Genomic DNA, 26564 nt, shown 5'->3' on the forward strand with positions numbered 1-26564 from the left:
TATTTTTTATAAACAATTTAATACATTGTTGTTCTGCTTCCTCTTTGCGTTAAGAATATGTTTTGTTTGAAGGTAGTAAATAAGATAATTGTTATTTATGTCTTATTTTTCAAATTATTAGTTTTGATATGGTTCAGAGTTTTCTCCATCATAAACCATGATTTTTATTTCAGTTCCTTCTTTTACGTCAGCATGGCAGCCAAGTGTGTATTCTTTGTTTTTTTCTATGTTGTGTAATATTGTTACGCTGTTAGCTTTTATTTTTACAGTTTTTTCTTCTTCTTTACCAGAAGTTTGATGTAGTGAAACCGCTATGTCAAAGTCGTTTCTGTTTTGGATAGTTAATAATCCTGTTTTTGATAGGATTTTTTCATCGCTGTATGTAACTACATAGTTGTTTTCAGTGGATTCCTCTGCACATGCTACTGAGCAATCCCATTTTGATAGTTCTTCATTTTGTTTTGAGCATGCAACTAATGAAAATATAAGTGTAATCATTAGTAAGATTGATAGGAATTTTTTCATAAGTAATCACTCCTTTTTAGGGTAGAAATATTGTTTTCTATATAATAATTATATATATTTTTTTATTTAAAGTTGAGGCTTTCAATAAGATTGTAATGATATTGTAAATTATATAAAAAGGATTACAGAATAATTACAAATATTTAAAATATATTGAAACTTCATTTTTTTTGGTTAGAATAGTATGTAAATAATAGTGAATATTATTCAAAAGGAGTGATTTACATGGGCAAAATCAATCAGTTTAAGGTAGTTGTTTTAGTAGTTATTTCTGGGTTAATTTATTTTATCCCACAGAGTATAGTAAAGAACGGTATATTTTTAAATCCAGAAGAAATAGGATTAATTTTTAGTGCGATAAGTATGTTGTTAATACTATTCATTTGGGCGTTGTTTATAATATTTTTCAAAGGTTTTGATGAATAAGTAGTATAGTATATAAAATATAAATTTATATAATAAAAATAAATCAATATGATAAACTTAAAAAAATAATAAAAATTTTCGGAAAAAATAGCTTTTTTGTTTGAGTTTCTAAGAATTTATTGTTATACTAAAGGAGAAAGGTTTTCTACAGACAATCTGCGAACCTTAAATTTATATTTTTTTAACGGAAGGTGTAAAATTATGAAAGAAAAAGTTTTAGAAAGATTATTAAGATACGTTAAAATCGATACTACTTCAGACTCATCAAGTACTACTTGTCCATCAACTGAAAAACAGTTCGATTTAGCTAGAGTATTAGAAGCAGAATTAAAAGAAATAGGATTACAGGATGTTTCTTTAGACGAACATTGCTACCTAATGGCAACATTACCAGCAAATACTGAAGGTGTTGACACAATAGGATTTATAGCTCATATGGATACTAATGAAGACGTTTCAGGAACAAACGTAAACCCTAGAATAATAGAAAACTACGATGGAAATGATATAGTTCTAAATGAAGAACTAGGAGTAGTTACTACTGTAGAAGACACTCCAGAATTAAAAAGATTTGTAGGAGAAGAAATAATAGTTACTGATGGTACTACATTACTAGGTGGGGATGACAAAGCTGGTATAGCAGCAATAATGACAGCTATGGAATACTTAGTAAACCATCCAGAAATAAAACACGGTGAAATAAAAGTTGGATTCACTCCAGACGAAGAAATAGGAACTGGTGCAGATAAATTCGACGTTGAAAAATTCGGTGCTAAATACGCTTACACATTAGATGGTGGAGCAGAAGGTGAATTAAACTTCGAAACATTCAGTGCAGCTTTAGCAACTGTATCTATAAAAGGTAAAAACGTTCATCCAGGATCAGCTAAAAACAAAATGGTTAATGCTTTATACATAGCAGGAAAAGTTATGGAATTATTCCCAGAAGATGAAAGACCAGAAACTACTGAAGGATATGAAGGATTCTATCACTTAAATGAATTAAGCGGAAATGTTGATGGAGCTAAAATGATATACTTAATAAGAGACCATGACAAAGCTAAATTTGAAGCAAGAAAAGAATTCTTCGCAGCTAAAATAGCTGAAATAACTGAAAAATACAATGGTAGAGTATCAGTAGAAATACATGACCAGTACTACAACATGAGAGATGAAATAGAACCAGTTATGCATATAGTTGACATAGCTACAGAAGCTATGAAAGAATTAGATGTAGAACCAGTAGTTATACCTATAAGAGGTGGTACTGATGGATCTAAATTATCTAAAATGGGATTACCATGCCCTAACTTATTCGGTGGTGGATTAAACTTCCACAGTAAAAACGAATTATTAGTAGTTAGCTCAATGGTAAAAGCTTCTCAGTTAGTTGTTAAAATAGCTGAAAAATTTGCTACTAGATAATTAAATAAATAATAACGAGGTATCTCAAACTACGAGGTACCTCTTTTTTATGCAAAAAATATATAATTAAAGATTCTTTAATAATATTATTTTGAATAATGCTAGAGATATTTAGAAATAATATTATTGAAGATGTAATTTATAGTTGTCAAATATTACAAAATTAACCTTGTAGGTTAATTAAAGCTATGATATTATTGACTTGAAAATAACTATATAAAATACATCAATAAAGTCAAAATGAGGTGATGTATTGAAAGTAGAATATAAGAATAAGGGAATAGAGAAAATTTGTACAAATTTTGATTATGCGATAAAAAAGCATGGAAATAAAATGGCAATCACAATACACCAAAGAATAAAAGAATTAAAATCAATTGATACAGTTGAAATGATGATTATGTATAGAATAGGAAGATGCCATAAATTAAAAGGAAATAGAAAGAATGAATATGCTCTTGATTTAGTTCATCCATATAGACTTATTTTTGAGAAGAAAGGTGATGAAATTCAAATAGCAAGCATAAAAGAGATAGTGGATTATCATTAAATTTGTTAGGGGGAGGTAATTTTGATGTTAATAAAGAGTAAAACTACAATAGCTATACCACCAGGTGCAACAATTAAAGAACAGCTAGAAGATAGAGAGCTTAGTCAAAAGGAATTTGCAGCTAGAATGGGAATGTCTGAAAAACATATAAGTAATTTAATTCGAGGAAATGTTAAGCTAACACCAGAAGTTGCAATGAGATTGGAAATGGTTTTGGGAATCCCAGCTAGATTTTGGAACAATCTTGAAGCAATATATAGAGAAGATATAGAAAAAATAAAAGAAGAAAATCAAATGGATAATGATTTTGAAATACTTAAAAAAATTCCATATAATGAGATGCTAAAGAATGGATGGATAGAAAAAGTTGATGAAAAATCAGAAAAAGTGATAGAACTTAGAAAATATTTTGAAGTTGCTAATCTTGCTATTTTAAGTAATCCACAATTAAATAAAATAGCATGTAGAAGAACAGCTATAACTCAAAAGAGTGACTATTGTCTTTTAGCTATGGCACAAAAGGCAAAAATAGAAGCAAGGGATAGAAGTATAGAGGCAATAAATATAAAGCAATTAGAAAATAGCATAGAAGAAATAAGGAATTTGACATTGAAAAAAACAACTGAAGTTAGCGAAATTCTTACAGATGTCCTTAGTAAATGTGGAATAGCTTTAGTTATACTACCCAACTTAATGGGATCGTTTTTACAAGGAGCAACTTTTTATGAAGAAAGAAAAATAATAATAGGTATGACAGCTAGAGGAAAGGATGCAGATATATTTTGGTTCAGCCTTTTCCATGAATTGGGGCATATAATAAAAGGTCACATTAATAATACTAATGGAACAACAGAAGAAGATGAAAAGGAAGCGGATGACTTTGCAAGAGATATATTGATTCCTAAAGATGATTACGATTTATTTATAAAATCTGGAAACTTTAGTAAAAATGCAATTGAAGGGTTTTCACATAAAATAGGAATAGCTGGTGGAATAGTGGTTGGAAGACTGCAAAATGATGGATATATTAAATATAGTTGGCATAATGATTTAAAGGAAAAAATATAGAATTACAAAGATGGGATTATTTTTATTCTGTAAAAATATAAAAAATAAAAGGACTTTCAGATAAACAAATTGTTTAAATGAAAGTCCTTTTGTATGTAAATTATCTTATTAATATACTATATAGATTTTCTTCTTTTACTTATAAAATATGCTATATACATTCCTATTGCTACAATCATATTATTAAACACTAAGAAAATATTAGAATAAAAAGTATTAATAAATGAAACTGGTAAGAATTTTGGTGTAGCAAAGAAAATTGATAAAAGAATGCCTATTATTACAGATATAAAACTGACATCCTTGTTAAATGTAGTTAGAACTAATACAAATACTATTAAGAAAAGCATGTACCCTAATCCAACAAAAATATAAGAATTACCTTCCATTTGCTGATATTTCACCAACGCATTCTTAGAAAGGAATGAGAAGAAAAGTATAATTACTGGGAAAATAGCAGCATAAATGTTTAAAAACAACGATTTGAAATTCTTAGAATCTTTAGTCATAATAATCACCTCGAATATTAAAATTTCCTAAGATATATAAAACCATTGGTTTAATTCAGTATAACAAAAGTATAAAAATATGCAACTTTTTCTATAATTTTTAAGTATACATATTTATTATTATTTTGAATAATAGGTTGCTTAAAGAAATTATAGTGTAAATTAACTTTAAATTTTTATATGTTTTGCAAGATAGTTTTGTTTATTATATTATTATATTAAACAGACTATGAAGAATTGAGGAATAGAAATGATTTCGATAGCAATTTGTGAAGACGAAAAGATATATAGAGATAAATTAAAGGAGTTTCTCGAAAAATTCTTAGAACAAAAAAAGTATAGTGTAGAAGAATTTGAGAATGGAGAGAGTTTTTTAGAGAGATTTGAAAAAGATGAAAGCTACAGAGAAAATTTGGATATAGTTCTTTTAGATATTCAAATGGATGGTATTAATGGAATGGATGTGGCCAGAAAAATTAGAGAGTGGAACAAAAAGTTGCAGATAATATTTATCACAGCAGTTCCCGATTTTTTAGCTAATGGATACGAGGTTAAGGCATTTAGATATTTGCTAAAACCAATAGGATATGAAGATTTTTGTAAACATTTTGATAAATGCTTAGAGGAAATCGAGGATAATAAAGAAAGTAGCATAATCATAAATGATTTAAATACGGGTAAGACAGTGGTTGTTCCTACAGAAAGTATACTTTTTGTAGAAACTTATGGAAGAAACCTTCTTATACATACAGAGAAAAATGTGTACAGAGTGTATGAAAGTATAGGAAGTATGGAGGAAAAACTAGATAGCGAGATGTTTTTTAGGGTACATAGAGGATATATTGTAAATATATCTAGGATTGAGAGCATAAAAGGAAGAACTGCTATAGTTGCTGGAAATGAGGTAATGATCAGCAGAGATAAGATAAAAGAGTTGAAAGAAATAGTAATGGATTATATAGAAAAAGTAATGAAATAATAAAAAAGGATAAATTTATAAAAAACATAAAGTTTTCTTTGGGAGGTGAGCATGATAGAAAATATCTTTTGGATAGTATTTAATTTTGCTGATTTTATAGTTTACTATTTGATTTTAAAAATTACAATGGATTTTTGTGAAAGTAGAAATAAATCGAAAGTTTTTTCATGGGTTAGTTTTTTTACGATAACATTTATTAGTCATTTGATTTTATATGAGGAGATTACGGCTAAGAATAGATTTTTATTAAAATCAATAACATATATGATATATGCTTTTTTAAATTATTCTAGTTCAAAAGAAAAAATAGCTGTAAAAGTAATATCTTATTTTATTATTGTAGAATTAATTATAAAAAATTTAATAGATTTTATAGTTGAAGATATGAATAAATTGGTGCACAACGGAATAGTTATCATAGGAAATGATGCAATATATCCATATTTTGAAGCAAGGATTATTTCAGTTATAATAACAATTTTCTTTGTAGTAATCTACTTGTATATTTTAAATAGCAAGAAAAACAAAGAAAAAATAAGATTATCTATAATTATGATGTTTATATTGAATATTTTAGTTATAATAGGAATTTTTAAGATGATTTCAATGACTATGCTTGATATAGGTAATTCTGTTGAATATGGTATACTTACTACCTTTCTAGTTCTATTATCCAATATATGTATTATTTTAACAATAAATAGGATTATTAAAGACTATAAGATAAAGAATGAAAATAAAATACTTAGAGAAAGTGTAGATAAAGAGGTTAAGAACTACATAGCATCGAGTAGAGAAAATCAAAAAGTTAGGGAAATGTACCACGATATAAAAAATCATATAATTTGTATAGATGAGCTATATAAATCTGGAAACTCTGAACTAGCAGGTGAGTATATACAAAAGATAGAGGGAAGTTTAAAAAAATATGAATCTGTAAGAAATGAGTTTAACACAGGACATATAATATCGGATTCTATATTGAAGAATAAAAAGAGCATGTGTGATGAGTATGGGATAAACTTTGAGTGTAAGGTAGATTTTTCTAGGTATGATTTTTTAGATATGGCGGATTTTTGTACGATTTTATCAAATCTTTTAGATAATGCAATAGAGGCGTGTTTACACGTGGAACATAGCGATAGATATATAAAAATCAGCAATAGTATAGTAAATAATTTTAGCCTTTTAATTGTAGAAAATTCAAAGGAAAATGAGATTAAAAAAGACGGAAGTAAGATTTTGACTAGTAAAAAAGATAAGTCTATTCATGGAATAGGTATAGATAATGTAAGAAGTTGTGTAGAAAAGTACAACGGAGATATGAAAATAGATTACGACGAAAGCAGCTTTAAGGTAAGGATTATGATACCAATTGCTGTTTAGACAGTAAAAACCACCATTCAAACAGATTATATTGTTTAAAAATTTCTTAGATGATAATTTAAGGGTAAGAAATGACTTTAAATTATTTGAGTAAATGAAATTGAAAGACAATAAATAATCTGAAGAAAGGTGGTTTTTTCATGTGGTATTTTAAAGCAGGAAAATCTTATATTAAAAAATATAAAAATAGGTCTATTTCTATAGGGATAGGCATTGTTCTTGGGATAGCACTTATTGTTGGAGTGGGATCTCTTTCGTTTAGTGCAAAGGAACAAAATATCAAACAGACTGAATACGAATTAGGAAGTTATTTTGTAAGATATGGAGATTTGAATGATACTCAAGTTAATGATATTGAGAATATTAAGGTCAATGGATTAAATGAAGATAATTCTAAATCAAAAAATAATAATAATCCGAATATATCGAAGCTTGGTCTTTTAACATACTATGATTCATCTACTCCTGATAGTGATGATTTAATGAATATTGTCAGCGTAAATAGAGAACTATTAGAACTTCAAAATACTGAGCTTATAAAAGGTAATTTTCCTAAAAAGACAAATGAAGTAGTTATAGAGAAATGGGTTTTAGATAATCTTGAAGTAAAAGCAGAAGTAGGACAAAAAGTAACTGTAGATTTATTTGGAAGAAAGAAAAAGGAAACTTTTGTAGTATCTGGAGTTTTGAAGGACAGAGCCAGAGAAAAATCTTCTGGAATTATGGAAATATTCCTAAATAGAGATTTAAAAAAGAGCAATGAAAAAACAGATGCTTATGTAAGATTTGAGGATGATAAAAATATTTTAAAAAATATTTATACAATTTCTGATGCTTTAGGAGTAGATGAGGAACATATGGGAATAAATGGTATGCTACTAGAGGCAATGGGGCAGCTTGAAGAAATTGATTATAACTTAATCTATTCGGCAATTGCAGCAGCTATTGTACTTGCAATAGTTGTATATGGGGTATTCAACATATCTATAATACAGAGAATTTCTGAGTATGGGTTGATTAGAGCAATAGGTGGAAAATTATCAGATATAGTCAAACTACTTTTAACAGAGCTTCTTTTAATATGGCTGGTTTCCCTTCCAATAGGTGTAGCTGTTGGATATTTAGTAGCGGTATTGCTTAAAAAGGTTTCAGGAAATGTATTTACCGAAATTGCTGTGGAATTATCGACAATTAGCGTACCTATTGAAATAATCGGATTTGCAAGTGTTGTATCTCTGTTGATAATTGTATTTATAGTGGTTCTTTTGGCTTGGAAAATAAAGAGAATTTCCCCAATTGATGAGATTAGAGGAAATATAAAATCTTCTGTAGAGAAGAAAAGAAATCACAAAATGAGTAGAAAAAGAAAAAATAATAGCCTTTCTTATAGCAAAACTATCCCAATTGAGATAAAGATGGCGATGAAAAATGTACTTAGAAACAAGAGTGGATTTGCAATTACTTTGATTTCTATGTGTCTTGGAAGTGTGATGTTTTTAGCTTCTTCATTCTACTCTGACTTGATGAAAGATCAGCAGAAGAAGCTAGACGAGGTATCAAGGGTGAATACAGATTTTAAGATAAGTATGATTATAACAAAACCTATGTATGCAGGATATTCGGCTAAGGATATAGAGGATATTAGAAATATAAATGGTGTTGAAAATGTAGATGAAATAAGAAGTCTGTATGCTAGGATGTTTTTGAAAGAAAATCAGATTTTAGATAAAGAATATTTTAAAAAGGAAAATGAAGGTACATATACTAAAAATGTTTTAGGAGGATTGTTAGTAGATTGTGGAAATGGGGATAAGATTTTAAAATCTGGAGTATATGGATATAATGATACTCTCCTTAAAAAATTGGATAAACATTTGGCTAAAGGAAATGTGGATTTAAAAGAGATGAACAATGAAGAAGTAGCCATTGCAATGGTTCCAAAGAATAATGGAAAGTACACAGTAGGTGTAAATATTGGGGATAAATTAAAGGTTACTTTTAGAGAAGATGGTATTTCTAGCGAGGAATATTTAAAAATGACTGACAAAGGTGGGAAATATATCACAAAAGAGTTTAAAATTGTGGGTATTGTAAATGAACTTGTGGATTACTCTGACTATTATGTGGATGACCGTTCTGTAAATCTAGTTTTATCAAATAAGCAGTTTGAAAAATTTTCCGGGTACAAAAATGCACAGATTGTAAATATAGAAATGAATGACAATGCAAATAGAGAAAAGGTAGCAAAACAAATCTTAGCTATAGCGAATAGAACTAGTGGAAATGTATTTTCTGATTTAACAGAGGAAAGAATGACACTAGCTGCTATGGAAGAAAATAAGCAGATGTTTATTAATGCGATTATAGGGATATTATTCTTAATCAGTATTATCAATATAGTGAATAATATCAAGTATAGCATGGTTTCGAGAAGAGCTGAGTTTGGAATAATCAGAGCCGTTGGTGCGGATAATAAGATGTTTAGAAAAATTGTGTTATCTGAAGGATTGATGTATGGGTTGTACTCTGGTGTGATTTCAGTAATTGTCGCATTGATAGTATGCTGGGGAATATATAGTCCTATGGCAGAATTCTTGATTTCGCCAAAATTCTTGGTTAATCCAATTACATTTGCAGGGGTATTTTTAATGAATGTTGGATTAGGAGCATTGGTTTCTTATCTGCCTTTTGTTGAAATGAGAAATATCTCTATTGTAGAGTCTATTGAGAGAACTGAATAAAAAAATAAAAGCAAGAGAATAACCTATTATTTGGCTATTGCTCTTGCTTTTTTATATATAAACTATATTAATAATTTAGTTATTAAAATACAAAAACTTTAGAAAAAATTAAGAGATAGTTAAGATTACCTTAATTGAAAATAAGGATACTAGGCATTATCATATAAAGTAAGAAGAAACATTAAATTACAAGATAAGAAATTATTCTTTTGTGGAGGACTTAAATATGAGAAAAGTATTTATATCAGGACTAATTATAGTAACAGCGCTTTCAACTACAGCTTGTAAAAGTAATGTAAAGTTTGACGGTGAAAGAACAGGTAATGATTCAGAGTTTATTTTAGAGTATGAAATGTTTAATGGATCTGATTCTCAGGATTTGAAATTGCAAAAAGGGGATTCCCTAGAGGTAGATGTTTTAAGTGACGGAGGGACTTTAAATCTGGATATAGTGAAAAAAGATGATGGAGAAACTCTATATGAAGGTGAAAATTTACGGACATCATATTTTGAAATTAAAGCACCAGAAGATGGAATATATGAGGTTACTGTAGAAGGAGAAAAAGCTGTGGGAGAAGTTACAGTAGAAAGAATAGAACGAGAAGAAGAAAGTAACTCAGATGGTTATGTTGTATTTAGCGAAGAAAATATGCCTAAAGCTGCAGTAAAAATTGTAGAAAAGGCTATGGGAATAATGGATTTAGAAAAAAATGACCAAGCTGAAATGATAATAAAAAACGGTGAAGACACAAAAGTAATAGTATACAAAAATGGAAATAGAGATGAAGCTAAAGAAATAAAAATATCTAACAAAGTAGTAAACGGCGCAGAAGGAAAATATCTAATAAAAATGAATAACCCAAAAGAAAAAGGTGGCGTTACTATAGAGAGAATAGAATAGTATTTTAGTTAGATAATATGTGGAAATATATACAAAATAATTAAGAAAAGGACTTTTTAATTTTGTAATATTGAAAAGTCCTTTTTAATTATTTGTATATATTTCCATAATTAACGACTGAAATGAACATCTTTTAGTTTCTCTTTATCCCATAAGAAGCACTGTTCTGGGTTATTCATTGCTATAAACATATTCTTTTTAAAGTCAGGCATCTCGTCCTGAAGTCTAGCTATAAGCTCTTTTATATACTGTCTCTTAGTATTACCATCTGCTGGGCAAGGATTCTTAACTATTTTGAAATCCATTTCTTCAGCAGTTTTCTTGATTAAATACTCCTCAACATAAACCATCGGTCTGATAACTGTAAGTCCTGTTCTATCTAAGTATGATTTTGGAGAGAATGTACTCACTCTACCTTCATAGAACATAGACATAAGGAATGTTTCAAGGGCATCATCTTTATGATGACCAAGAGCAACCTTGTTGCAGCCAAATTTTACTGCATAGTCATTTAATGCACCTCTTCTCATCTTTGCACAAAGAGAGCATGGATTTTTTTCCTGTCTAACATCAAAAACGACTTCTTTTATATCTGTAGGAATTTCGTGGAATTCTACGTCTAATTCCTTACATAACTCATGAAGTGATGAGTTATCAGCGCCACCCATCTGAAGGCAGATCGCCATTAACTCAAATTTTTCTGGAGAAAATCTTCTATATGTACTAAGTACGTGAAGAAGTGCCATACTGTCCTTACCACCTGATAATCCAATAGCTATCTTATCTCCATCCTGTATAAGATTAAAGTCCTGAATTGCTTTTCTTGATTTACTTAAAAGATTTTGTAATGTATTTTTTGCCATTATTTCACCGTCCTCTTATTTAAAATTTAATTTATGATTTGTACTAAAAATTATTTACTTTCTATAAATAATATAGATTTTTCTATACATTCTTTTGCTACCTCATCTACAGTTTTTCCGTCAGTAGATATTGTTATATCTGCTGCATTTGAGTAGAAATTATCTCTTTTTTCCATTAAAGATGCGATAAACTCAGTATTCATATGTCCATTTAATATAGGTCTTTCTTTTGAACCCTTTACTCTCTGAAGTACTGTATTTGGAGTAGCTGTTAATTTGATTATTATACCACTTTCCTTTAATTCTAAAACATTTTTTTCTCTAATAACGGCTCCACCACCGCAAGATATAATAACCCCACGTTTTTTAGAAATTTCTGCAACTGCCTCAGATTCTAAATCTCTGAAGTAGTTTTCTCCAAATTTATCAAAAATAGAAGGAATATCCATATTAGCTTTTTCTGCTATATATACATCGGTTTCAATTAACTCTTTATTTAATAACTTTGCAATATGTGAAGATATAGTTGTCTTTCCGACTCCCATAAATCCAATAAACACAATATTGTAGCTTTCTAATTTTTTTATCATTTAAATTCACTATCCTTATCATTTTCTATTTGAATATCTAAAATAAATATCAAAACTTTTATATAGCTAGTTAAATATACCATAGAATCGAAGTTAATTAAACATAATTTGTTCAAATTTGAAATATAAGTGATAAACACAAATGATATGCAAAATAGAAATGTAACTTGCTTTACATTTTAGCTGATATAATATATAATAAAAATCAGTTTAATAAACTTATCAAGAATCGGGGCAGAGGGTCAGCTCGTATCCCGATACCAACCTAAATTTAAAGGTGGTCCTGCTGACATCGATAAGATAGAATGAAAAGATTGCTCTTCTTGTCGATTTGATGAGAAGAGTTTTTTTTATTGTAAGATAAATTTTTTAGGAGGATTAAAAAATGGAAAAAGTAGAAAGCTTCAAACTAGATCACACAAAAGTTAAAGCACCTTATGTTAGAAAATGTTGCGTATTAGATGGTAAAAATGGAGACAAAGTTACAAAATTTGATTTAAGATTTTTACAGCCTAACGTTGAAGCATTTGGTACAGCTGCACTTCATGGATTAGAACATCTTTTAGCTACATATTTAAGAGAAACTATGGACGATATAATAGACTTATCTCCAATGGGATGCAGAACTGGTTATTATCTAATAATGTGGGGAGATGTTGAACCTGCATACGTTAAAGAAGGGTTAGAAAAAGCTCTTGAAATGGTATTAAATACTGATGAAATACCAGCTGCAACAGCAGTAGAATGTGGAAACTACAGAGATTTATCTCTATTTGGTGCAAAAGAATATGCTAAAAAAGCTTTAGATGAAGGATTCTCTTTAAATATATACGGAGAATAGGACTAAGCTATTGAGCATTGTAAAGAATTTAAAAAATACGGAGATATCTATTGAAAAAGCCGAAGTTCTTAGATATCTCCGGTATAAAGGCCAAGAGATAGAGAGTAGTTTTTCAGAGAAGATAGATTTAGCAATTGAGCAAACTAGATCCATAATAACTCCTAGAGCGGTATACGAAAGATATCCGCTTAAATTTTTTGAAGATAGAATTGAAGTAGAGGGAACAAATTTAGTTTTAAAAAGTAAAGATATTTCAAAACTTCTTAGAGGTTGCGATGAATGCATTTTATTTGCAGCCACTATTGGAACTAAGGTAGAAATGGAAACTAGAAAGGCTGAATATGTAGACCTTGCAAAAAGTATAATAATGGACTCTGCTGCTACAACATTTGTAGAGCGGACCTGTGATTATGTTCAGGAAATAATTGAAAAAGATGTTGAAAAATCTGGGAAATGTATAACTATGAGATATAGTCCAGGATATGGTGACTTACCGCTAGAGTGTGGAAAGGAAATTCTGAATATTCTGCAGTCTCAGAAAAAAATAGGACTTACTACAAGCAGTAGCGGACTTATGATACCAAGAAAGTCGGTAAGTGCAATTATTGGAATATATGATTCAAGTAAAGACAAAAATAATAAAGTTAAAAAAGGTAAAAAAAGTTGTTTAGATTGCCCAAATTACAACAACTGCATATATAGAAGGGAAAGAGGGGGATCTTGCTATGGAAATTAGAGAGTATTTAAAAACAGGAAAGGTTTTAATGTTTGATGGAGCAATGGGAACTATGCTTCAGAGAAATGGACTAAAAATGGGTGAAAATCCTGAGATTTTTGCATATAAAAATCCAGATATTTTAAGAGATATACATAGACAGTATTTAGATGCTGGAACGAATACAGTTCTTACTTGTACTTTTGGATGTAATGAGTTAAAGCTTCCAAAAGGATATACTGTTGAGATGATAATAGATAACGCTGTTAAAACAGCAAGAGAGGCAATAGGAGAGTCTAGCTCAGATAAGGAAAAATTTGTTGCCTTAGATATTGGCCCAATAGGTGAGATGCTTGAGCCAATGGGAACTTTGAGCTTTGATAGAGCGTATGAGATTTTTAAAAGAGAGGTTGTACGGGGTGTAAAAGCTGGAGTAGATGTTATAGTAATTGAAACAATGATGGATTTACTTGAGATAAAAGCCGCTGTTCTTGCAGCTAAGGAAAATTCTGATTTACCAGTTTTTGCGACTATGACATTTGATGAAGATGGAAGAAGTTTTACAGGATGTCTTCCAGAAAGTATGGTTTACACTATAGGTGGGCTTGGAGTAGATGCAATAGGTGTAAACTGTTCACTTGGTCCTGTGCAGCTATTACCAATAGTTGAGAAGATTTGTGCTGTTTCTCAGATTCCTGTTATGGTACAGGCAAATGCTGGACTTCCTTCAATGCACGATGGACAGGCTACTTATGATATAGGCCCTGATGAGTATTGGGAAGGTGTTAAGAAATTTATCGAGGCAGGAGCTAGCATTATAGGTGGATGTTGTGGTACAGATCCTTCATATATAAAGAAGATTTCTGATAATCTATCTAATGTAGAAATTGGAGATAAAAATAATGAATATGTAAGTGCAGTTTGTTCTCCATCTAAGGTTGTGAGAATTGATGAACCTAGAGTTGTTGGGGAGAGAATAAATCCAACTGGAAGAAAGGCATTTAAAGAAGCTTTAAAATCAGGAAATACTGATTATGCAGTTAGACTTGCTATAGAGCAGGTAAATGGCGGTGCAGATATTTTAGAGATAAATACAGGACTTCCTGGAATAGATGAAAGAAAAGCTATGGTAGATATTTTAAAAGAGGTGCAGTCTGTTACAGATACACCTGTTCAGATAGATTCATCAGTTGTTGAATCTTTAGAGGCTGGGCTTAGATATTGTAATGGTAGAACAATAGTAAACTCAGTAAATGGAAAGGATGAATCATTAGAAACTATTCTTCCTCTAGTTAAAAAATACGGAGCTTGTGTTGTAGGCCTTACTCTTGATGAAAGAGGAATTCCTGAAAAAGCTGAGGAAAGAGTAGATATTGCTAAGAAGATTATAAAAAGAGCTGAGGAATTTGGAATTAGAAGAGAGGATATTTACATAGATTGTCTATCTCTTACAGTTTCAGCTCAGCAAGAAGCAGCTTATGAGACTTTAAAAGCTATGAAAGAAGTTAAAAAACTAGGTGTGCATACAACTCTTGGGGTGTCTAATATTTCGTTTGGACTTCCAAATAGACAGGCAGTAAACTCTGCATTTTTAACTTTAGCTTTAGATGCTGGTCTTGATTTAGCCATTATAAATCCTAATAATGAAAGAATGATGGAAGCTATAACTTCATACAAGGTTATTAGAAATATAGACAAGGGATGCACAAAATTTGTTGAAAGATACAGCGATGTAGACAACAAAAAAGATGTAAAATCAGCTAGTAGTTCTTCAGAGATGTCATTATTTGATCTTGTAGAAAAAGGAATTAAAGATGAGGCTAAAAGCAAAACTATAGAGATGTTAAAGGATACTGATGAGAATTATATTTTAGATGAAATCTTAATTCCTGCACTTGATGTTGTTGGGAAAAAATTTGAAAAAGGGGAAATATTCCTTCCACAGATGATTCAATCTGCAGAAGCTGTTAAGGCATCGCTTACTGTTATTAAAGAAAATTTAATCAACAAAAATGGTGATAAAAAAGAAGATGTATCAAAAGGAAAGATTATCCTAGCTACTGTAGAAGGGGATATCCACGACATAGGTAAAAATATTGTAAAAATAATGCTTGAAAACTACGGATACGAAATTATCGACTTAGGAAGAGATGTTCCTGTGGATAAAGTTGTGGAAAAAGCTATTGAAGAAAATATAAAACTAGTAGGGCTTAGTGCACTTATGACTACAACTGTAAAAAGTATGGAAGAAACTATAAAAGCATTAAAAGAAAAGATGCCTGAGGTAAAGATTTTTGTTGGTGGTGCAGTGCTTACAGAGGACTATGCATCTGAAATAGGAGCCGATTTTTACGCAAAAGATGCTAAGTCTGCAGTAGAAATAGCAAAAATTATCTTATAAAATTAAAAAAACTGTTTAAAAATCTTCAGATTTAGTGTATACTAAGATGTATATTTTGTATATAATATAACCAAGAGAAAAGTCTCAATTATCCAAAGTAGCGAGTGGATATTTGTGATTTAGATGGAAATATTTTATCAATTTATCGTCAACAATAAAAAACACCGTATGGGATTAGCGAAACCATACGGTGTTTTTTATTTATACTCTTAATTTAAGCAGAAAATTGCTGAATACTGTTCAACCCTCCAGGCTTCAGCGACTCGCACTTTTATGTAATACATTTAATTGTTGCGAGTCGTGAAGGGGTCCCAATTTGTTGAACTTTGCGAGATAGTTTTAATAAACTATCTCGCATTTTTAAGCAGCTGAAAGGCGAAGCCTATACTCAATAGGACTCATCCAACCAAGCTTCGCTTTAATTCTTTTCTCATTATAATATTTTATATAATTTTCAATAGCCAATTTGAGTTCGTTATAGCCATTATATACATATCCATAATAAATTTCTTGTTTCAATATACCAAAAAAGTTCTCCATAACAGCATTATCAAGGCAGTTTCCTTTTCTGGACATACTTTGAAAAATTCGTTCTTTTTTTAACTTATTTCTATATAAATGCATCTGATATGCCCAACCTTGATCTGAGTGAAATGTTCTTCTATACTTACAATCGGATGTCACTTCTATAGCTTTATTTAGAGCAGACATTACATTATTTGCAGTTGGTCTTTCGGATATACTAAAACTTAATATTTCACTATTATACATATCCATAAACGCATCAAGATAGAGTTTTTTTACTATAGCTTCGCCATTTTTTCCTTTTTCATAATACTTAAACTCTGAAGTATCAGTTGCTATCTTTTGATGAGGGACACTTGTATAAAATTTCTGTCTAAATCTATTCTTTGCAGTTTTACCTACATTACCTTTATATGAGTTATATTTACGACTTTTTCTTGAAAAGGATTTTACCTGTAGACCTAATTTTTTTACTATTCTATGTACTTTTTTTATGTTAACAACCATAGTTTTTCTAAGTTCCCGATGTATACGTTTATATCCATAGTCTTTATGCTGAGCTCTAATTTCTAATATTAACTGTTCTATTTCCTGGTCTTTATTTTTTCTGTTAAATCTCTTTTGCCAATACATATATGTTGATTTTGGAAAATTGATAGCAGCAAGAATATCTTTTAATTTAAATAATCCTCGGAGATTATATACTATTCTTGCTATTTCTTCGGAAGTTGCTTTTCTTCTTCCAGATATAATCTCCTCTTTGCTTTTAAAAATTCATTCTGTATTCTTAGTTTAAGATTTTCTGCTTCGAGTTCTTCGATTCTTTTTAACGTTTTTTCATCTATATTATCTAACTTTCTTTTTTCACTTTTGGATTTAGCCATTCTTTATCATCCTTTCTTTTTACCTTCGGTTTTAAGGCACTAGTCCCATACCTTAGATACTTTATTACCCATAATCTTATTGTTGATCTATCGCTCATATTTAGATAGTCAGCTAGGCTTTGATATGAAAAATTACCTTCTAAGTATAACTTTACCACACGCATTTTATATTCAAAAGAATAATTTCCTCTTTTAGGAGCTATTTTTGAATAATCTCCGACTTTTCTAACGTAATCCATGTACCATTTAGATATGTCAGAACGAGAAGGAATATCATATTTTTTCATTAATACCTTACATCTACATTCTTCATTTATATATTCCTTAAGAACCATTTGTTTAAACTCCTTTGAAAAAGTTCTTTTTTTAGGTCGAAGACATAACGATTCATCTCCGATTTCATTTATGAACTGATTGAACCAATTAGATAGTGTACCTTTTTTTAAATCATATTTTACTTCTATTTCCTTTTGCATACATCCAGAAACAATATATTCCTGAATAATTTTCAATTTAAATGTAGTTGTATACTTACTTTTAGTCTTCGACTTTTTTATTAATGCTAAGTCCTTTGAGTTATTTTTATATTTTTCAATCCATTTGAAAACACTGCTTTGTGATACACAATACTTTTTCGAAAGTTCACTTTGCGTAATTTCAGTATCGAAATATTCACTTGCAATTTTATTCTTAAAATCTTCGCTATATTTAGGCATAAAAAATACTCCAATCGTTAGATTTTTAAGTCCAACAAATTGGAGTACCTACATCGCTTGCAGATTGTCGGTGTTGAACAACTATTCAGCAATTTTCTAATTAAATTATATCTATAAATTGCAAAACACTACTAGTTATCCACTTATCCACATAATTAACATAGATAAATATCCACAGAGTAGAAATATTTTCTGAAAAGGGGATAATTTTTCCACATTTTACCTACTTTTCCCACACTTTAGATTAATCATCGGTTATAATTTTAAAATCGGTAAAAAAGATAGGAGGAGATTGTTTCCAGCGACAATGCAACTTGATTGCCTGGAGCAGAAACAACTCCTCCTATCTCTTTGTCATTTTACAATCTATAACCCTTGATCAACTAAAATGCCCAGTTTCCTTTTTTGAATATAGCAACTTCTTCTCCATTTTTAGTTATTCCTGTTATATCCATATCTGCAGATCCAACCATGAAATCTACATGAGTTAAACTATCATTAACACCTAATTTATCTAAATCTTCTTCTTTTAAGTCATTTCCATTTTCTATGCAGCTTCTATAAGCAGAACCTATAGCTAAATGACAAGAAGCATTTTCATCAAATAGAGTAGTGTAGAATACTGTATTTGTATTTGATATTGGTGAATCATAAGGAACTAATGCAACCTCACCTATGTAGTGTGAACCTTCATCAGTTTCTATTAGATTTTTAAGAGTTTCGTATCCTTTTTCAGCTGTAAAGTCTACTATTCTTCCGTTTTCAAATGTTATTGTGAAATCGTCTATTACATTACCACCAAATACTAATGGTTTTGTACTAGCTACAGTTCCGTTTACACCAAATTTATGAGGCATTCCATATATTTCTTCTGTTGGTATATTTGGTACGAAAGATACTCCATTTGGATCTTTTGCATCTCCACTTAACCAAATATGTCCTTCTGGTAAATCTATTGAAAGATTTGTTTTAGCTGATGAGTATTTTAATGTTTTGAAATCTGATTCGTTTAAGAAGTCAGTTCTTTTTTTAAGATTTGCTATATGTTCGTTCCAAGCATCTACAGGAGATTCTAAATCTGCTCTAGTACACTGGAATATTCCTTCCCATAGTTTTTCTACAGCTTTTTCTTCAGAGCAATTAGGGTATACTTTTTTAGCCCAGTTTACAGAAGGACAAGCAACTATACTCCACTTACATCTGTCTGTTAATGTATAAGATCTCCATTCTTTAAGTGCTTTTCCAGAAGCTTTCTGGAAGTTTGCTATTCTCTGAGGGTCAACACCTTTAAGAAGGTCTGGGTCTTGAGCAACTACTGTTAAGAAAGAGCCACCTTCTTTTGCTATCTGAGTATATTTATCTGCCTGCCACTGAGGATATTCGTTAAATGATTCATCTGGGGCCATGTTGTAAGTTAGTTTAGAGCATTCATCATCGCTCCACTCTACATACACATGTTTTGCTCCACATTCGTATGCATATTTAACTGCTTTTCTTACAAAATCGGCACAGTCTATAGGAGAACGAACAAGTAAAGTTTCTCCAGGCTGAACATTCATCCCAACTTTTATTGATAGTTCAGCATATTTGTCTAAATTTCTTTCAAAATTCATTTTTTAATACCTCCAACCAAGTTATATTTGTATGTTTTAATTATATCACTTTGAAAAATTAAGAGGTATATAAAAGAGTTATTCTACAGTTGCACTATATACAAATTTATGAAAAATAATTATAATGTATATGATAGAATAATTAGTTTTTTTGATTTTTTCGGGAGGATTTTTAATATGGAATTATGTGAAGCCATTTACTATAGAAAAACAACTGAGTTCTTTTCAAATAAAAAACTCAAAGACCATTTAATAGAAGATGTTAGAAGAGCATGTAACAATATAACTTATATAAATGAGGATTTAAATATACAGGCACATGTTATCGACAAGGGACATTTAATCCACTTTTTAATGGGGAAAGAATGCAAGATAAAAGCACCTCATTATATAGTTGTTACATCTGATGGAGGGAAAGACCATCTACAAAATGTAGGGTATGCTATGGAAGAGGTAGTTTTATTTATGACTAGTCTTGGAATAGCTACATGTTGGATAGATTCTCATCTTACAAAAGCAGATATTTTAGACTGCCTAAAAACAGAAGAGGACGAAAGAGATTTTGTAAGAGATGAAGGTTTTGAAGTTGCAGAGATGATGAAAGATGCGGAATTAGATGAAAGTATAGGTGAGCCATGTATAATAATTGCATTTGGTATGCCTATAAAATCAGAGCCATTATTTAGAACAAGATTTGCCATACCAGACAGAAGAAATATTTCTAAAATCTCTAAAGGAATGAAAGGCGAATGGGAAGAAGTGATGGAGCTTATAAGACGTGCACCATCTGTTAAAAATACACAACCTTGGTATGTTTTAAGAGATAAAAAGGGAATTCATTTCTTTGAAAAAGTTCCTAAAAAAGCAGCACTTAGAGATATGAGTAAGATTAGTATGGGAATAGCATTAAAGCATTTTGACTTAGCTTGTAGAGAAAAAGGAATGACGGTTGTCTACAAGGACATGAATTTAAGAAATAGAATAGGTGGAAGAGAGTATTTTATATCAGCAGAGCCAAGAAACTATGTTGCTGACGATTTAGACGATGAAGAGTAAAATTATGAAAAAATGTAGTAATAATTGCCATAAATAACATAATAATATCCAAATTTATTGGAAAACGATGTATAATATAAGAGTAATGTACTTTTCATAAAAAATAAAAACCTTAATTAAAGAAGAGGATTAATAAGTTATTGACATATAAACTCTTAAATGGTTATAATGGTATAAATACTAAAATAATTAAATTAGAAGAAATAAAAATATTTATGATAAAGTCTTTTAAGCTAGTCCAGAGAGACTGGGAAAGATATCTCATAGCGTTTTTTTGTTATGGAAAGATAAAATCCTTATGCCTCTTTTTGTGGTATAAGGATTTTTTGTGTATTACGAGGCTTTGTTAAAAACTAATGAAGAGGAGAATAATAGATATGGTCAATGGAAAAGAAAAACTGATAGTGGCAATTGACACTGACAATTTCGAAAAAGCAAAAGAAATGATAGACAAATTAGAAGATAGCGTAGATATATTCAAAGTTGGTCTAGAACAGTATGTTGCTACAAGAGGTAAAACTCTTGATTATTTAAAAGAAAAAGGGAAAAAAGTATTCCTAGATTTAAAATTCCACGATATACCAAATACTATGAAAAGTGCAGTAAAAGCAGCAGTTAGAGATAATGTTTGGCTAATGACTATACATGTTTCTGATATGGAAGGTATGAGACAGTGTGCGGAAATAGCTAAAGAAGAAGCTGCAAGACTTAATATAGAAAAACCATTAATAGTTGGTGTTACAGTACTTACATCATTAAGTAATGAAGACCTTGAAGACATAGGATGCAGTATGACTGCTGAAGAATTAGTTATAAAGAGAGCAAAATTAGCTCAGAAAGCTGGAATAGACGGTGTTGTTTGTTCAGCTAGAGAAGTAGACAAAATAGTAGAAATATGCGGAGATGATTTTGTTACAGTTTGCCCTGGTATAAGACCTGCAACAGCAGCAGTTGGGGATCAGAAAAGAGTAGTAACTCCTTCAGATGCAATAAGAAGAGGAGCTAAATATATAGTTGTAGGAAGACCTATCACACAGGCTGAAAATCCTAAAGAAGCAGCTGAAAGTATAGTAAGAGAAATAGAAAATGCGTAGGGGGTAAATCCAATATGAAATGCAAATTAATATTAGAAAACGGAACAGTTTTTGAAGGAAAGGCTTTTGGATATGAAAAAGAAACTGTAGGAGAAGTAGTATTTAATACTTCAATGGCAGGTTATGAAGAGCTTCTTACTGACCCAACTTACAGAGGCCAGTTCGTAGTAATGACTTATCCATTAGTAGGAAACTATGGAATAAACTTAGAAGATGTAGAATCTAATGGAGTGCATGCAAAAGCACTTATAGTTAGAAATAAATGTGACAGTCCTAACAACTTCAGATGTGAAATGGACTTAGCTACATACATGAAACAGAACAAAATAGTAGGTATAGAAGGTATAGATACTAGAGCACTTACTAAAATGATAACAGCTAATGGAACAATGAAAGCTGTTATAGCTTATGAAGATAAAGATGAAACAGAATTAAAAGAAAAATTCGCTTCTTACTGCAACAAAGATGCTGTTAAAGAAGTAACTTGCAAAGATGTTAAAAAAATAGATGGAACAGGAAGAAGAGTAGCTATATTAGATTTAGGTGTTAAAAATAGTGTTGTTGAAGCACTTAAAGCATACGGATGTGATATAACAATATTCCCAGCTACTACTCCAGCTGAAAAAATACTTAGTGTAAATCCAGACGTTGTATTATTATCAAATGGACCTGGAAATCCAGAAGATGCTGACTTTGCAGTTGAAGCAGCTAAAAAAATAGCAGGTGTTAAACCACTTGTAGGTATAGGTCTAGGACATCAGGTTATAGCTTTAGCTCTTGGTGGAAAAATAGGTAAATTACCATTTGGACATAGAGGAGCAAGTGTTCCAGTTAAAAATATGGAAACAGGTAGAGTATTAATAACTACTCAGCACCATGGATTCAATATAACTGAAATGCCTGAAAACACAGAAGTAACTTATACAAGTCTTAACGATGGATCTATAGAAGGTTTAAAACATAAAGAACTTCCTATAATGAGTGTACAGTTTATACCAGCATTCACATCAACAGACGACAAAGAATGCGTATATGGTAAATTCCTTGCATTATAATAGATAAGATTATAATAGAGACGATATAGATTAAGAAAAATAAAAAACGGATTAAAGGAGAGAATGTTATGCCTAAAATAGATAGTATAAAGAAAACATTAGTACTTGGGTCAGGACCTATAATAATAGGACAGGCTGCAGAGTTCGACTATTCTGGAACTCAGGCTTGTCAGGCTTTAAAAGAAGAAGGGATAGAAGTTGTATTAATAAACTCTAACCCAGCTACAATAATGACAGATAAAGAAATAGCAGACAAAATATATATAGAACCACTTACTTTAGAATTCATAGAAAAAATAATAGAAAAAGAAAGACCAGACAGTTTACTTGCAGGAATGGGTGGACAGACAGGACTTAACTTAGCAGTTGAATTATACGAAAGTGGAATACTTGATAAATACGGAGTTAAAGTAATAGGTACTTCTGTTGAATCTATCAAAAAAGGTGAAGATAGAGATATATTCAGAGAAGTAATGAAAGAAATAAACCAGCCAGTTATAGAAAGTGATATAGTAACTACTCTTGAAGATGGTTTAGCTTATGCTAATAAAATAGGTTATCCATTAGTAGTTAGACCTGCTTATACACTAGGAGGAACTGGTGGTGGTATAGCTGAAAACGAAGAAGAATTAAAAGAAATATTAGTTCACGGTTTACAGCTAAGTCCAGTTAGCCAGGTACTTTTAGAAAAAAGTATAAAAGGTTGGAAAGAAATAGAATACGAAGTAATGAGAGACAGCATAGGAAACAGCATAGTTATATGTAACATGGAAAATGTTGACCCTGTTGGTGTTCATACAGGAGACAGTATAGTTGTTGCTCCAACTCAGACATTAAGTGCTAAAGAATGTGCAATGCTTAAAAAAGCATCTCTTGATATATTAAATGCAGTAGAAGTTCAGGGTGGATGTAACGTACAGTTCGCACTTAACCCAGATAGTTTCGAATACGCTGTTATAGAAATAAACCCAAGGGTTTCAAGATCATCAGCACTAGCATCAAAAGCAACTGGTTATCCAATAGCAAAAGTTTCTGCTAAGATAGCTCTTGGATATACATTAGATGAAATAGAAAATGCAGTAACTAAAAAGACTAAAGCTTGCTTCGAACCAAGTGTAGACTACGTAGTTGCTAAAATACCAAAATGGCCTTTCGATAAATTCAAGAAAGCTGATAAGAGATTAGGAACTAAGATGATGGCTACTGGAGAAATAATGAGTATAGGAAGCAACTTTGAAGCAGCTATACTTAAAGGTATAAGATCTCTAGAAATAGGAAAATATTCATTAGTTCATGCACCATCAGAACAGAGATCTCTAGAAGAATTAAAAGCTAGAGTAGTTGTTCCAGATGATGAAAGATTATTCGACATAGCTGAAATGATAAGAAGAGGCTACAAAGTTGAAATGATAGAACAGATAACTAAGATGGATAAATGGTTCTTAGATAGATTCAAATGGATAGTTGAACAGGAAGAAAAATTAAAAGGTATGAAAATAGAAGACCTTACTAAAGAATATCTTCTTGAATTAAAGAAAAAAGGATTCTCTGATAAAGGTATATCTGACTTAATGAAAATAAACCCAGAGCAGTTATACGAATTAAGAATGCTTTACAATATAAAACCAGCTTACAAAATGGTTGATACATGCGCTGGAGAAGTAGATGCATTATCTCCATACTACTACTCAACTTATGAAGAATACGATGAAGCAACAGTAAGCGATAAGAAAAAAGTTATAGTTCTTGGTTCTGGTCCAATAAGAATAGGACAGGGTATAGAATTCGACTACTGCTCAGTTCACTGTGTTAAATCATTAAGAAAACAGGGAATAGAAACAATAATAATAAACAACAACCCTGAAACTGTATCAACAGACTTCGATACTTCTGATAAATTATACTTCGAACCATTAACAGAAGAAGAAGTTCTTAACATAATAGAAAAAGAAAATCCAGACGGAGTTATACTTCAGTTCGGTGGACAGACTGCTATAAAACTAGCTAAATTCCTTCACGAAAAGAATATACCAATATTAGGTACTGATTTCGAAGATATAGATGCAGCTGAAGATAGAGAAAAATTCGATGAATTACTAGAAAGATTAGACATAAACAGACCAAAAGGTAGAGGTGTATGGACTGTTGAAGAAGGTCTTGAAGTTGCTCACAACTTAGGATTCCCAGTACTTGTTAGACCATCATACGTACTTGGTGGACAGGGTATGGAAATAACTTACGATGAAGCTAGATTAGTTCAGTACTTAGAAGCAGCATTCGAAAGAGATAGCAAAAACCCAGTTCTTATAGATAAATACTTAACTGGTAGAGAAATAGAAGTTGACGCTATATGCGATAAAGAAGATATATTAATACCTGGTATAATGGAACACCTTGAAAGAGCAGGGGTTCACTCTGGAGACAGTATAACAATGTACCCAAGCCAGAATATATCTGACAGAATAAAAGAAAAAATATTAGACTACACTAAAAAAATAGCTCTAGACCTAAATGTTATAGGTATGGTTAATATCCAGTTCATAGAATTCCAGAATGAATTATACATAATAGAAGTTAACCCAAGAGCAAGTAGAACTGTACCATACATATCAAAAGTTTCAGGTGTGCCAATAGTAGACCTTGCAACTAAATGTATGTTAGGTGCTAAATTAAAAGACCTTGGATACGGAACAGGAGTATACAAAACTCCAGATATAGTATCTGTTAAAGTACCAGTATTCTCAATGGCAAAACTTGCGCAGGTTGAAGTATCACTAGGGCCTGAAATGAAATCAACAGGGGAAGTTCTTGGAGTAGGTGCTAACTTAGAAGAAGCATTATACAAAGGATTCCTTGCAGCTGGTAAAGGTATAGCTGATGAAAGAGGTTGCGTACTTGCTACAATAAACAACCACGATAAAGAAGAGTTCATAGAAATAGCTAAAGATATGAAAGAGCTTGGATATACTTTCATGGCTACAGAAGGAACAGCTAAAGCATTAAGAGAAAACGGAATAGAAGTTGAAACTGTAAATAGAGTAGAAGAAGCTAGACCAAATATACTTGACGCTATAAGAAATAAACAGGTAGATATGGTTATAAATACTCCTACAAAAGGTAACGACTCTAATAGAGATGGATTCAAGATAAGAAGAACAGCTATAGAATTCTCTACAGAAGTTATGACTTCTCTTGATACATTAAAAGCAATGGTAGATGTTAAGAAACAGCATATAGATAAAGATACGCTAAAAGTTTACAACATATCAGAAATATAATTTAAAATTTATGGGTAGGCTGTCGCAATATTTTGTGACAGCCTATTTTTATTGCTTAGAGTTACAAATTAATTTTTACCTCCAGGCTTCAGCGCTACACCCATTTTTATAACACATTTAAATGATGTGTAGCGCTTGTAGATTGTCGGTTGAAAATTAATTTGTAATTCTAAGCTTGATTATTTTATTTGACACAAAATATTTAAGACGCCATTTTCCAAAAATTGTTTTAAAATTATATTTCTGATTCTAGAAAATCTTTTAGTGTATTTTTTCTATATGTTGTTTTCTTTTGAGAAGATAGATGGTGGAAATAGATAATTTGATTTAGTTTTAATTTATATGTTATTGGTGAGATAAAGTAGTGCAAATGGTTGTGTGTGTATGATATAATTAATAATTAGGTTAAAAAATGAGATGGAA

23 protein-coding genes are annotated in these 26564 nt (G+C 30.7%); 15 read left to right on the forward strand and 8 right to left on the reverse strand.

The genetic code is table 11. The features are described from left to right. Positions 1 to 117 precede the first annotated feature (117 nt). A complete protein-coding gene (locus tag ACK2WO_RS02725; RefSeq protein ID WP_414698289.1) occupies positions 118 to 525 on the reverse strand; it encodes a lipoprotein in 408 nt (135 codons plus the stop codon). A gap of 225 nt (positions 526 to 750) precedes the next feature. On the opposite strand from ACK2WO_RS02725, the gene ACK2WO_RS02730 reads away from it, so the two are divergent. From ACK2WO_RS02730 to ACK2WO_RS02745, 4 genes are all read left to right on the forward strand, one after another. Beyond that, entirely contained in the window at positions 751 to 951 is a 201-nt protein-coding gene (locus ACK2WO_RS02730; RefSeq protein WP_414698290.1) for a hypothetical protein, read from the forward strand. A 201-nt stretch (positions 952 to 1152) separates the two neighbouring features. Beyond that, positions 1153 to 2376: a peptidase T gene (pepT, locus tag ACK2WO_RS02735; protein WP_178412302.1), complete on the forward strand. Its 1224-nt coding sequence runs from the start codon at positions 1153 to 1155 to the stop codon at positions 2374 to 2376. A 253-nt stretch (positions 2377 to 2629) separates the two neighbouring features. After that, positions 2630 to 2926 (forward strand): type II toxin-antitoxin system RelE/ParE family toxin, encoded by a 297-nt coding sequence (locus ACK2WO_RS02740; protein WP_178412303.1) that lies wholly within the window; start codon positions 2630 to 2632, stop codon positions 2924 to 2926. A 24-nt stretch (positions 2927 to 2950) separates the two neighbouring features. Beyond that, positions 2951 to 3994, forward strand: coding sequence for a helix-turn-helix domain-containing protein (locus ACK2WO_RS02745; protein ID WP_414698291.1), 1044 nt, complete (start codon positions 2951 to 2953; stop codon positions 3992 to 3994). 116 nt (positions 3995 to 4110) lie between these two features. Here ACK2WO_RS02745 and ACK2WO_RS02750 read toward each other — a convergent pair whose 3' ends face one another. After that, positions 4111 to 4503 (reverse strand): hypothetical protein, encoded by a 393-nt coding sequence (locus ACK2WO_RS02750; RefSeq protein WP_178412305.1) that lies wholly within the window; start codon positions 4501 to 4503, stop codon positions 4111 to 4113. 250 nt (positions 4504 to 4753) lie between these two features. Between ACK2WO_RS02750 and ACK2WO_RS02755 the strand changes: the two genes are divergently transcribed. From ACK2WO_RS02755 to ACK2WO_RS02770, 4 genes are all read left to right on the forward strand, one after another. Further along, a complete protein-coding gene (locus ACK2WO_RS02755) occupies positions 4754 to 5482 on the forward strand; it encodes a LytTR family transcriptional regulator DNA-binding domain-containing protein (protein WP_178412306.1) in 729 nt (242 codons plus the stop codon). A 51-nt stretch (positions 5483 to 5533) separates the two neighbouring features. Next, a complete protein-coding gene (locus ACK2WO_RS02760; RefSeq protein ID WP_414698292.1) occupies positions 5534 to 6868 on the forward strand; it encodes a GHKL domain-containing protein in 1335 nt (444 codons plus the stop codon). Positions 6869 to 7008: 140 nt separating this feature from the next. Then, entirely contained in the window at positions 7009 to 9609 is a 2601-nt protein-coding gene (locus tag ACK2WO_RS02765) for an ABC transporter permease (RefSeq protein ID WP_414698293.1), read from the forward strand. 226 nt (positions 9610 to 9835) lie between these two features. Continuing rightward, entirely contained in the window at positions 9836 to 10510 is a 675-nt protein-coding gene (locus ACK2WO_RS02770; RefSeq protein WP_414698294.1) for a hypothetical protein, read from the forward strand. 110 nt (positions 10511 to 10620) lie between these two features. Here ACK2WO_RS02770 and ACK2WO_RS02775 read toward each other — a convergent pair whose 3' ends face one another. Both ACK2WO_RS02775 and ACK2WO_RS02780 read right to left on the reverse strand, forming a co-directional pair. Next, a complete protein-coding gene (locus ACK2WO_RS02775; protein ID WP_006441041.1) occupies positions 10621 to 11373 on the reverse strand; it encodes a tRNA 2-thiocytidine(32) synthetase TtcA in 753 nt (250 codons plus the stop codon). A 50-nt stretch (positions 11374 to 11423) separates the two neighbouring features. Then, the gene (locus tag ACK2WO_RS02780) at positions 11424 to 11963 is read right to left on the reverse strand and encodes a shikimate kinase (protein WP_414698295.1); all 540 of its coding nucleotides are present in this window, start codon (positions 11961 to 11963) and stop codon (positions 11424 to 11426) included. 385 nt (positions 11964 to 12348) lie between these two features. Between ACK2WO_RS02780 and ACK2WO_RS02785 the strand changes: the two genes are divergently transcribed. Genes ACK2WO_RS02785 through ACK2WO_RS02795 form a run of 3 tightly spaced genes read left to right on the forward strand, consistent with a single transcriptional unit; the run spans position 12349 to position 15920 of the window. Then, positions 12349 to 12804: an S-ribosylhomocysteine lyase gene (locus ACK2WO_RS02785; RefSeq protein WP_178411802.1), complete on the forward strand. Its 456-nt coding sequence runs from the start codon at positions 12349 to 12351 to the stop codon at positions 12802 to 12804. 10 nt (positions 12805 to 12814) lie between these two features. Beyond that, complete coding sequence (locus ACK2WO_RS02790; RefSeq protein ID WP_414698296.1) at positions 12815 to 13540, forward strand: vitamin B12 dependent-methionine synthase activation domain-containing protein; 726 nt, start codon at positions 12815 to 12817, stop codon at positions 13538 to 13540. After that, a complete protein-coding gene (locus ACK2WO_RS02795) occupies positions 13530 to 15920 on the forward strand; it encodes a homocysteine S-methyltransferase family protein (RefSeq protein WP_414698297.1) in 2391 nt (796 codons plus the stop codon). Before ACK2WO_RS02790 ends, ACK2WO_RS02795 begins: the two co-directional genes overlap by 11 nt. Positions 15921 to 16280: 360 nt before the next feature. On the opposite strand, the gene ACK2WO_RS02800 is transcribed toward ACK2WO_RS02795, so the two are convergent. The 4 genes from ACK2WO_RS02800 to ACK2WO_RS02815 all read right to left on the reverse strand — a co-directional run bounded on the left by ACK2WO_RS02800 (position 16281) and on the right by ACK2WO_RS02815 (position 19658). Beyond that, positions 16281 to 17219 (reverse strand): IS3 family transposase, encoded by a 939-nt coding sequence (locus ACK2WO_RS02800; RefSeq protein ID WP_414698731.1) that lies wholly within the window; start codon positions 17217 to 17219, stop codon positions 16281 to 16283. Further along, positions 17159 to 17329 carry a hypothetical protein gene (locus tag ACK2WO_RS02805; protein ID WP_158573270.1) on the reverse strand — a complete coding sequence of 57 codons (171 nt, stop codon included), beginning with the start codon at positions 17327 to 17329 and terminating at the stop codon, positions 17159 to 17161. Before ACK2WO_RS02805 ends, ACK2WO_RS02800 begins: the two co-directional genes overlap by 61 nt. Next, complete coding sequence (locus ACK2WO_RS02810; RefSeq protein WP_178411908.1) at positions 17296 to 18045, reverse strand: transposase; 750 nt, start codon at positions 18043 to 18045, stop codon at positions 17296 to 17298. Before ACK2WO_RS02810 ends, ACK2WO_RS02805 begins: the two co-directional genes overlap by 34 nt. A 383-nt stretch (positions 18046 to 18428) precedes the next feature. Next, a complete protein-coding gene (locus ACK2WO_RS02815; protein ID WP_414698298.1) occupies positions 18429 to 19658 on the reverse strand; it encodes an aminopeptidase in 1230 nt (409 codons plus the stop codon). A 177-nt stretch (positions 19659 to 19835) separates the two neighbouring features. Between ACK2WO_RS02815 and ACK2WO_RS02820 the strand changes: the two genes are divergently transcribed. The 4 genes from ACK2WO_RS02820 to carB all read left to right on the forward strand — a co-directional run bounded on the left by ACK2WO_RS02820 (position 19836) and on the right by carB (position 26141). After that, on the forward strand, positions 19836 to 20714 hold the full coding sequence (locus tag ACK2WO_RS02820; protein ID WP_178411806.1) for a nitroreductase family protein: 879 nt from the start codon (positions 19836 to 19838) through the stop codon (positions 20712 to 20714). Positions 20715 to 21091: 377 nt separating this feature from the next. Beyond that, positions 21092 to 21808, forward strand: coding sequence for an orotidine-5'-phosphate decarboxylase (gene pyrF, locus ACK2WO_RS02825; RefSeq protein WP_414698299.1), 717 nt, complete (start codon positions 21092 to 21094; stop codon positions 21806 to 21808). Between the two features lie 14 nt (positions 21809 to 21822). Further along, positions 21823 to 22863 (forward strand): glutamine-hydrolyzing carbamoyl-phosphate synthase small subunit, encoded by a 1041-nt coding sequence (gene carA / locus ACK2WO_RS02830; RefSeq protein ID WP_178411808.1) that lies wholly within the window; start codon positions 21823 to 21825, stop codon positions 22861 to 22863. Positions 22864 to 22931: 68 nt separating this feature from the next. Beyond that, complete coding sequence (carB, locus tag ACK2WO_RS02835; protein WP_329998829.1) at positions 22932 to 26141, forward strand: carbamoyl-phosphate synthase large subunit; 3210 nt, start codon at positions 22932 to 22934, stop codon at positions 26139 to 26141. Positions 26142 to 26564 lie beyond the last annotated feature (423 nt).

Origin of the sequence: Peptacetobacter sp. AB845, assembly GCF_047528295.1 — a bacterium.
Classification (GTDB): Bacteria; Bacillota; Clostridia; order Peptostreptococcales; family Peptostreptococcaceae; genus Peptacetobacter.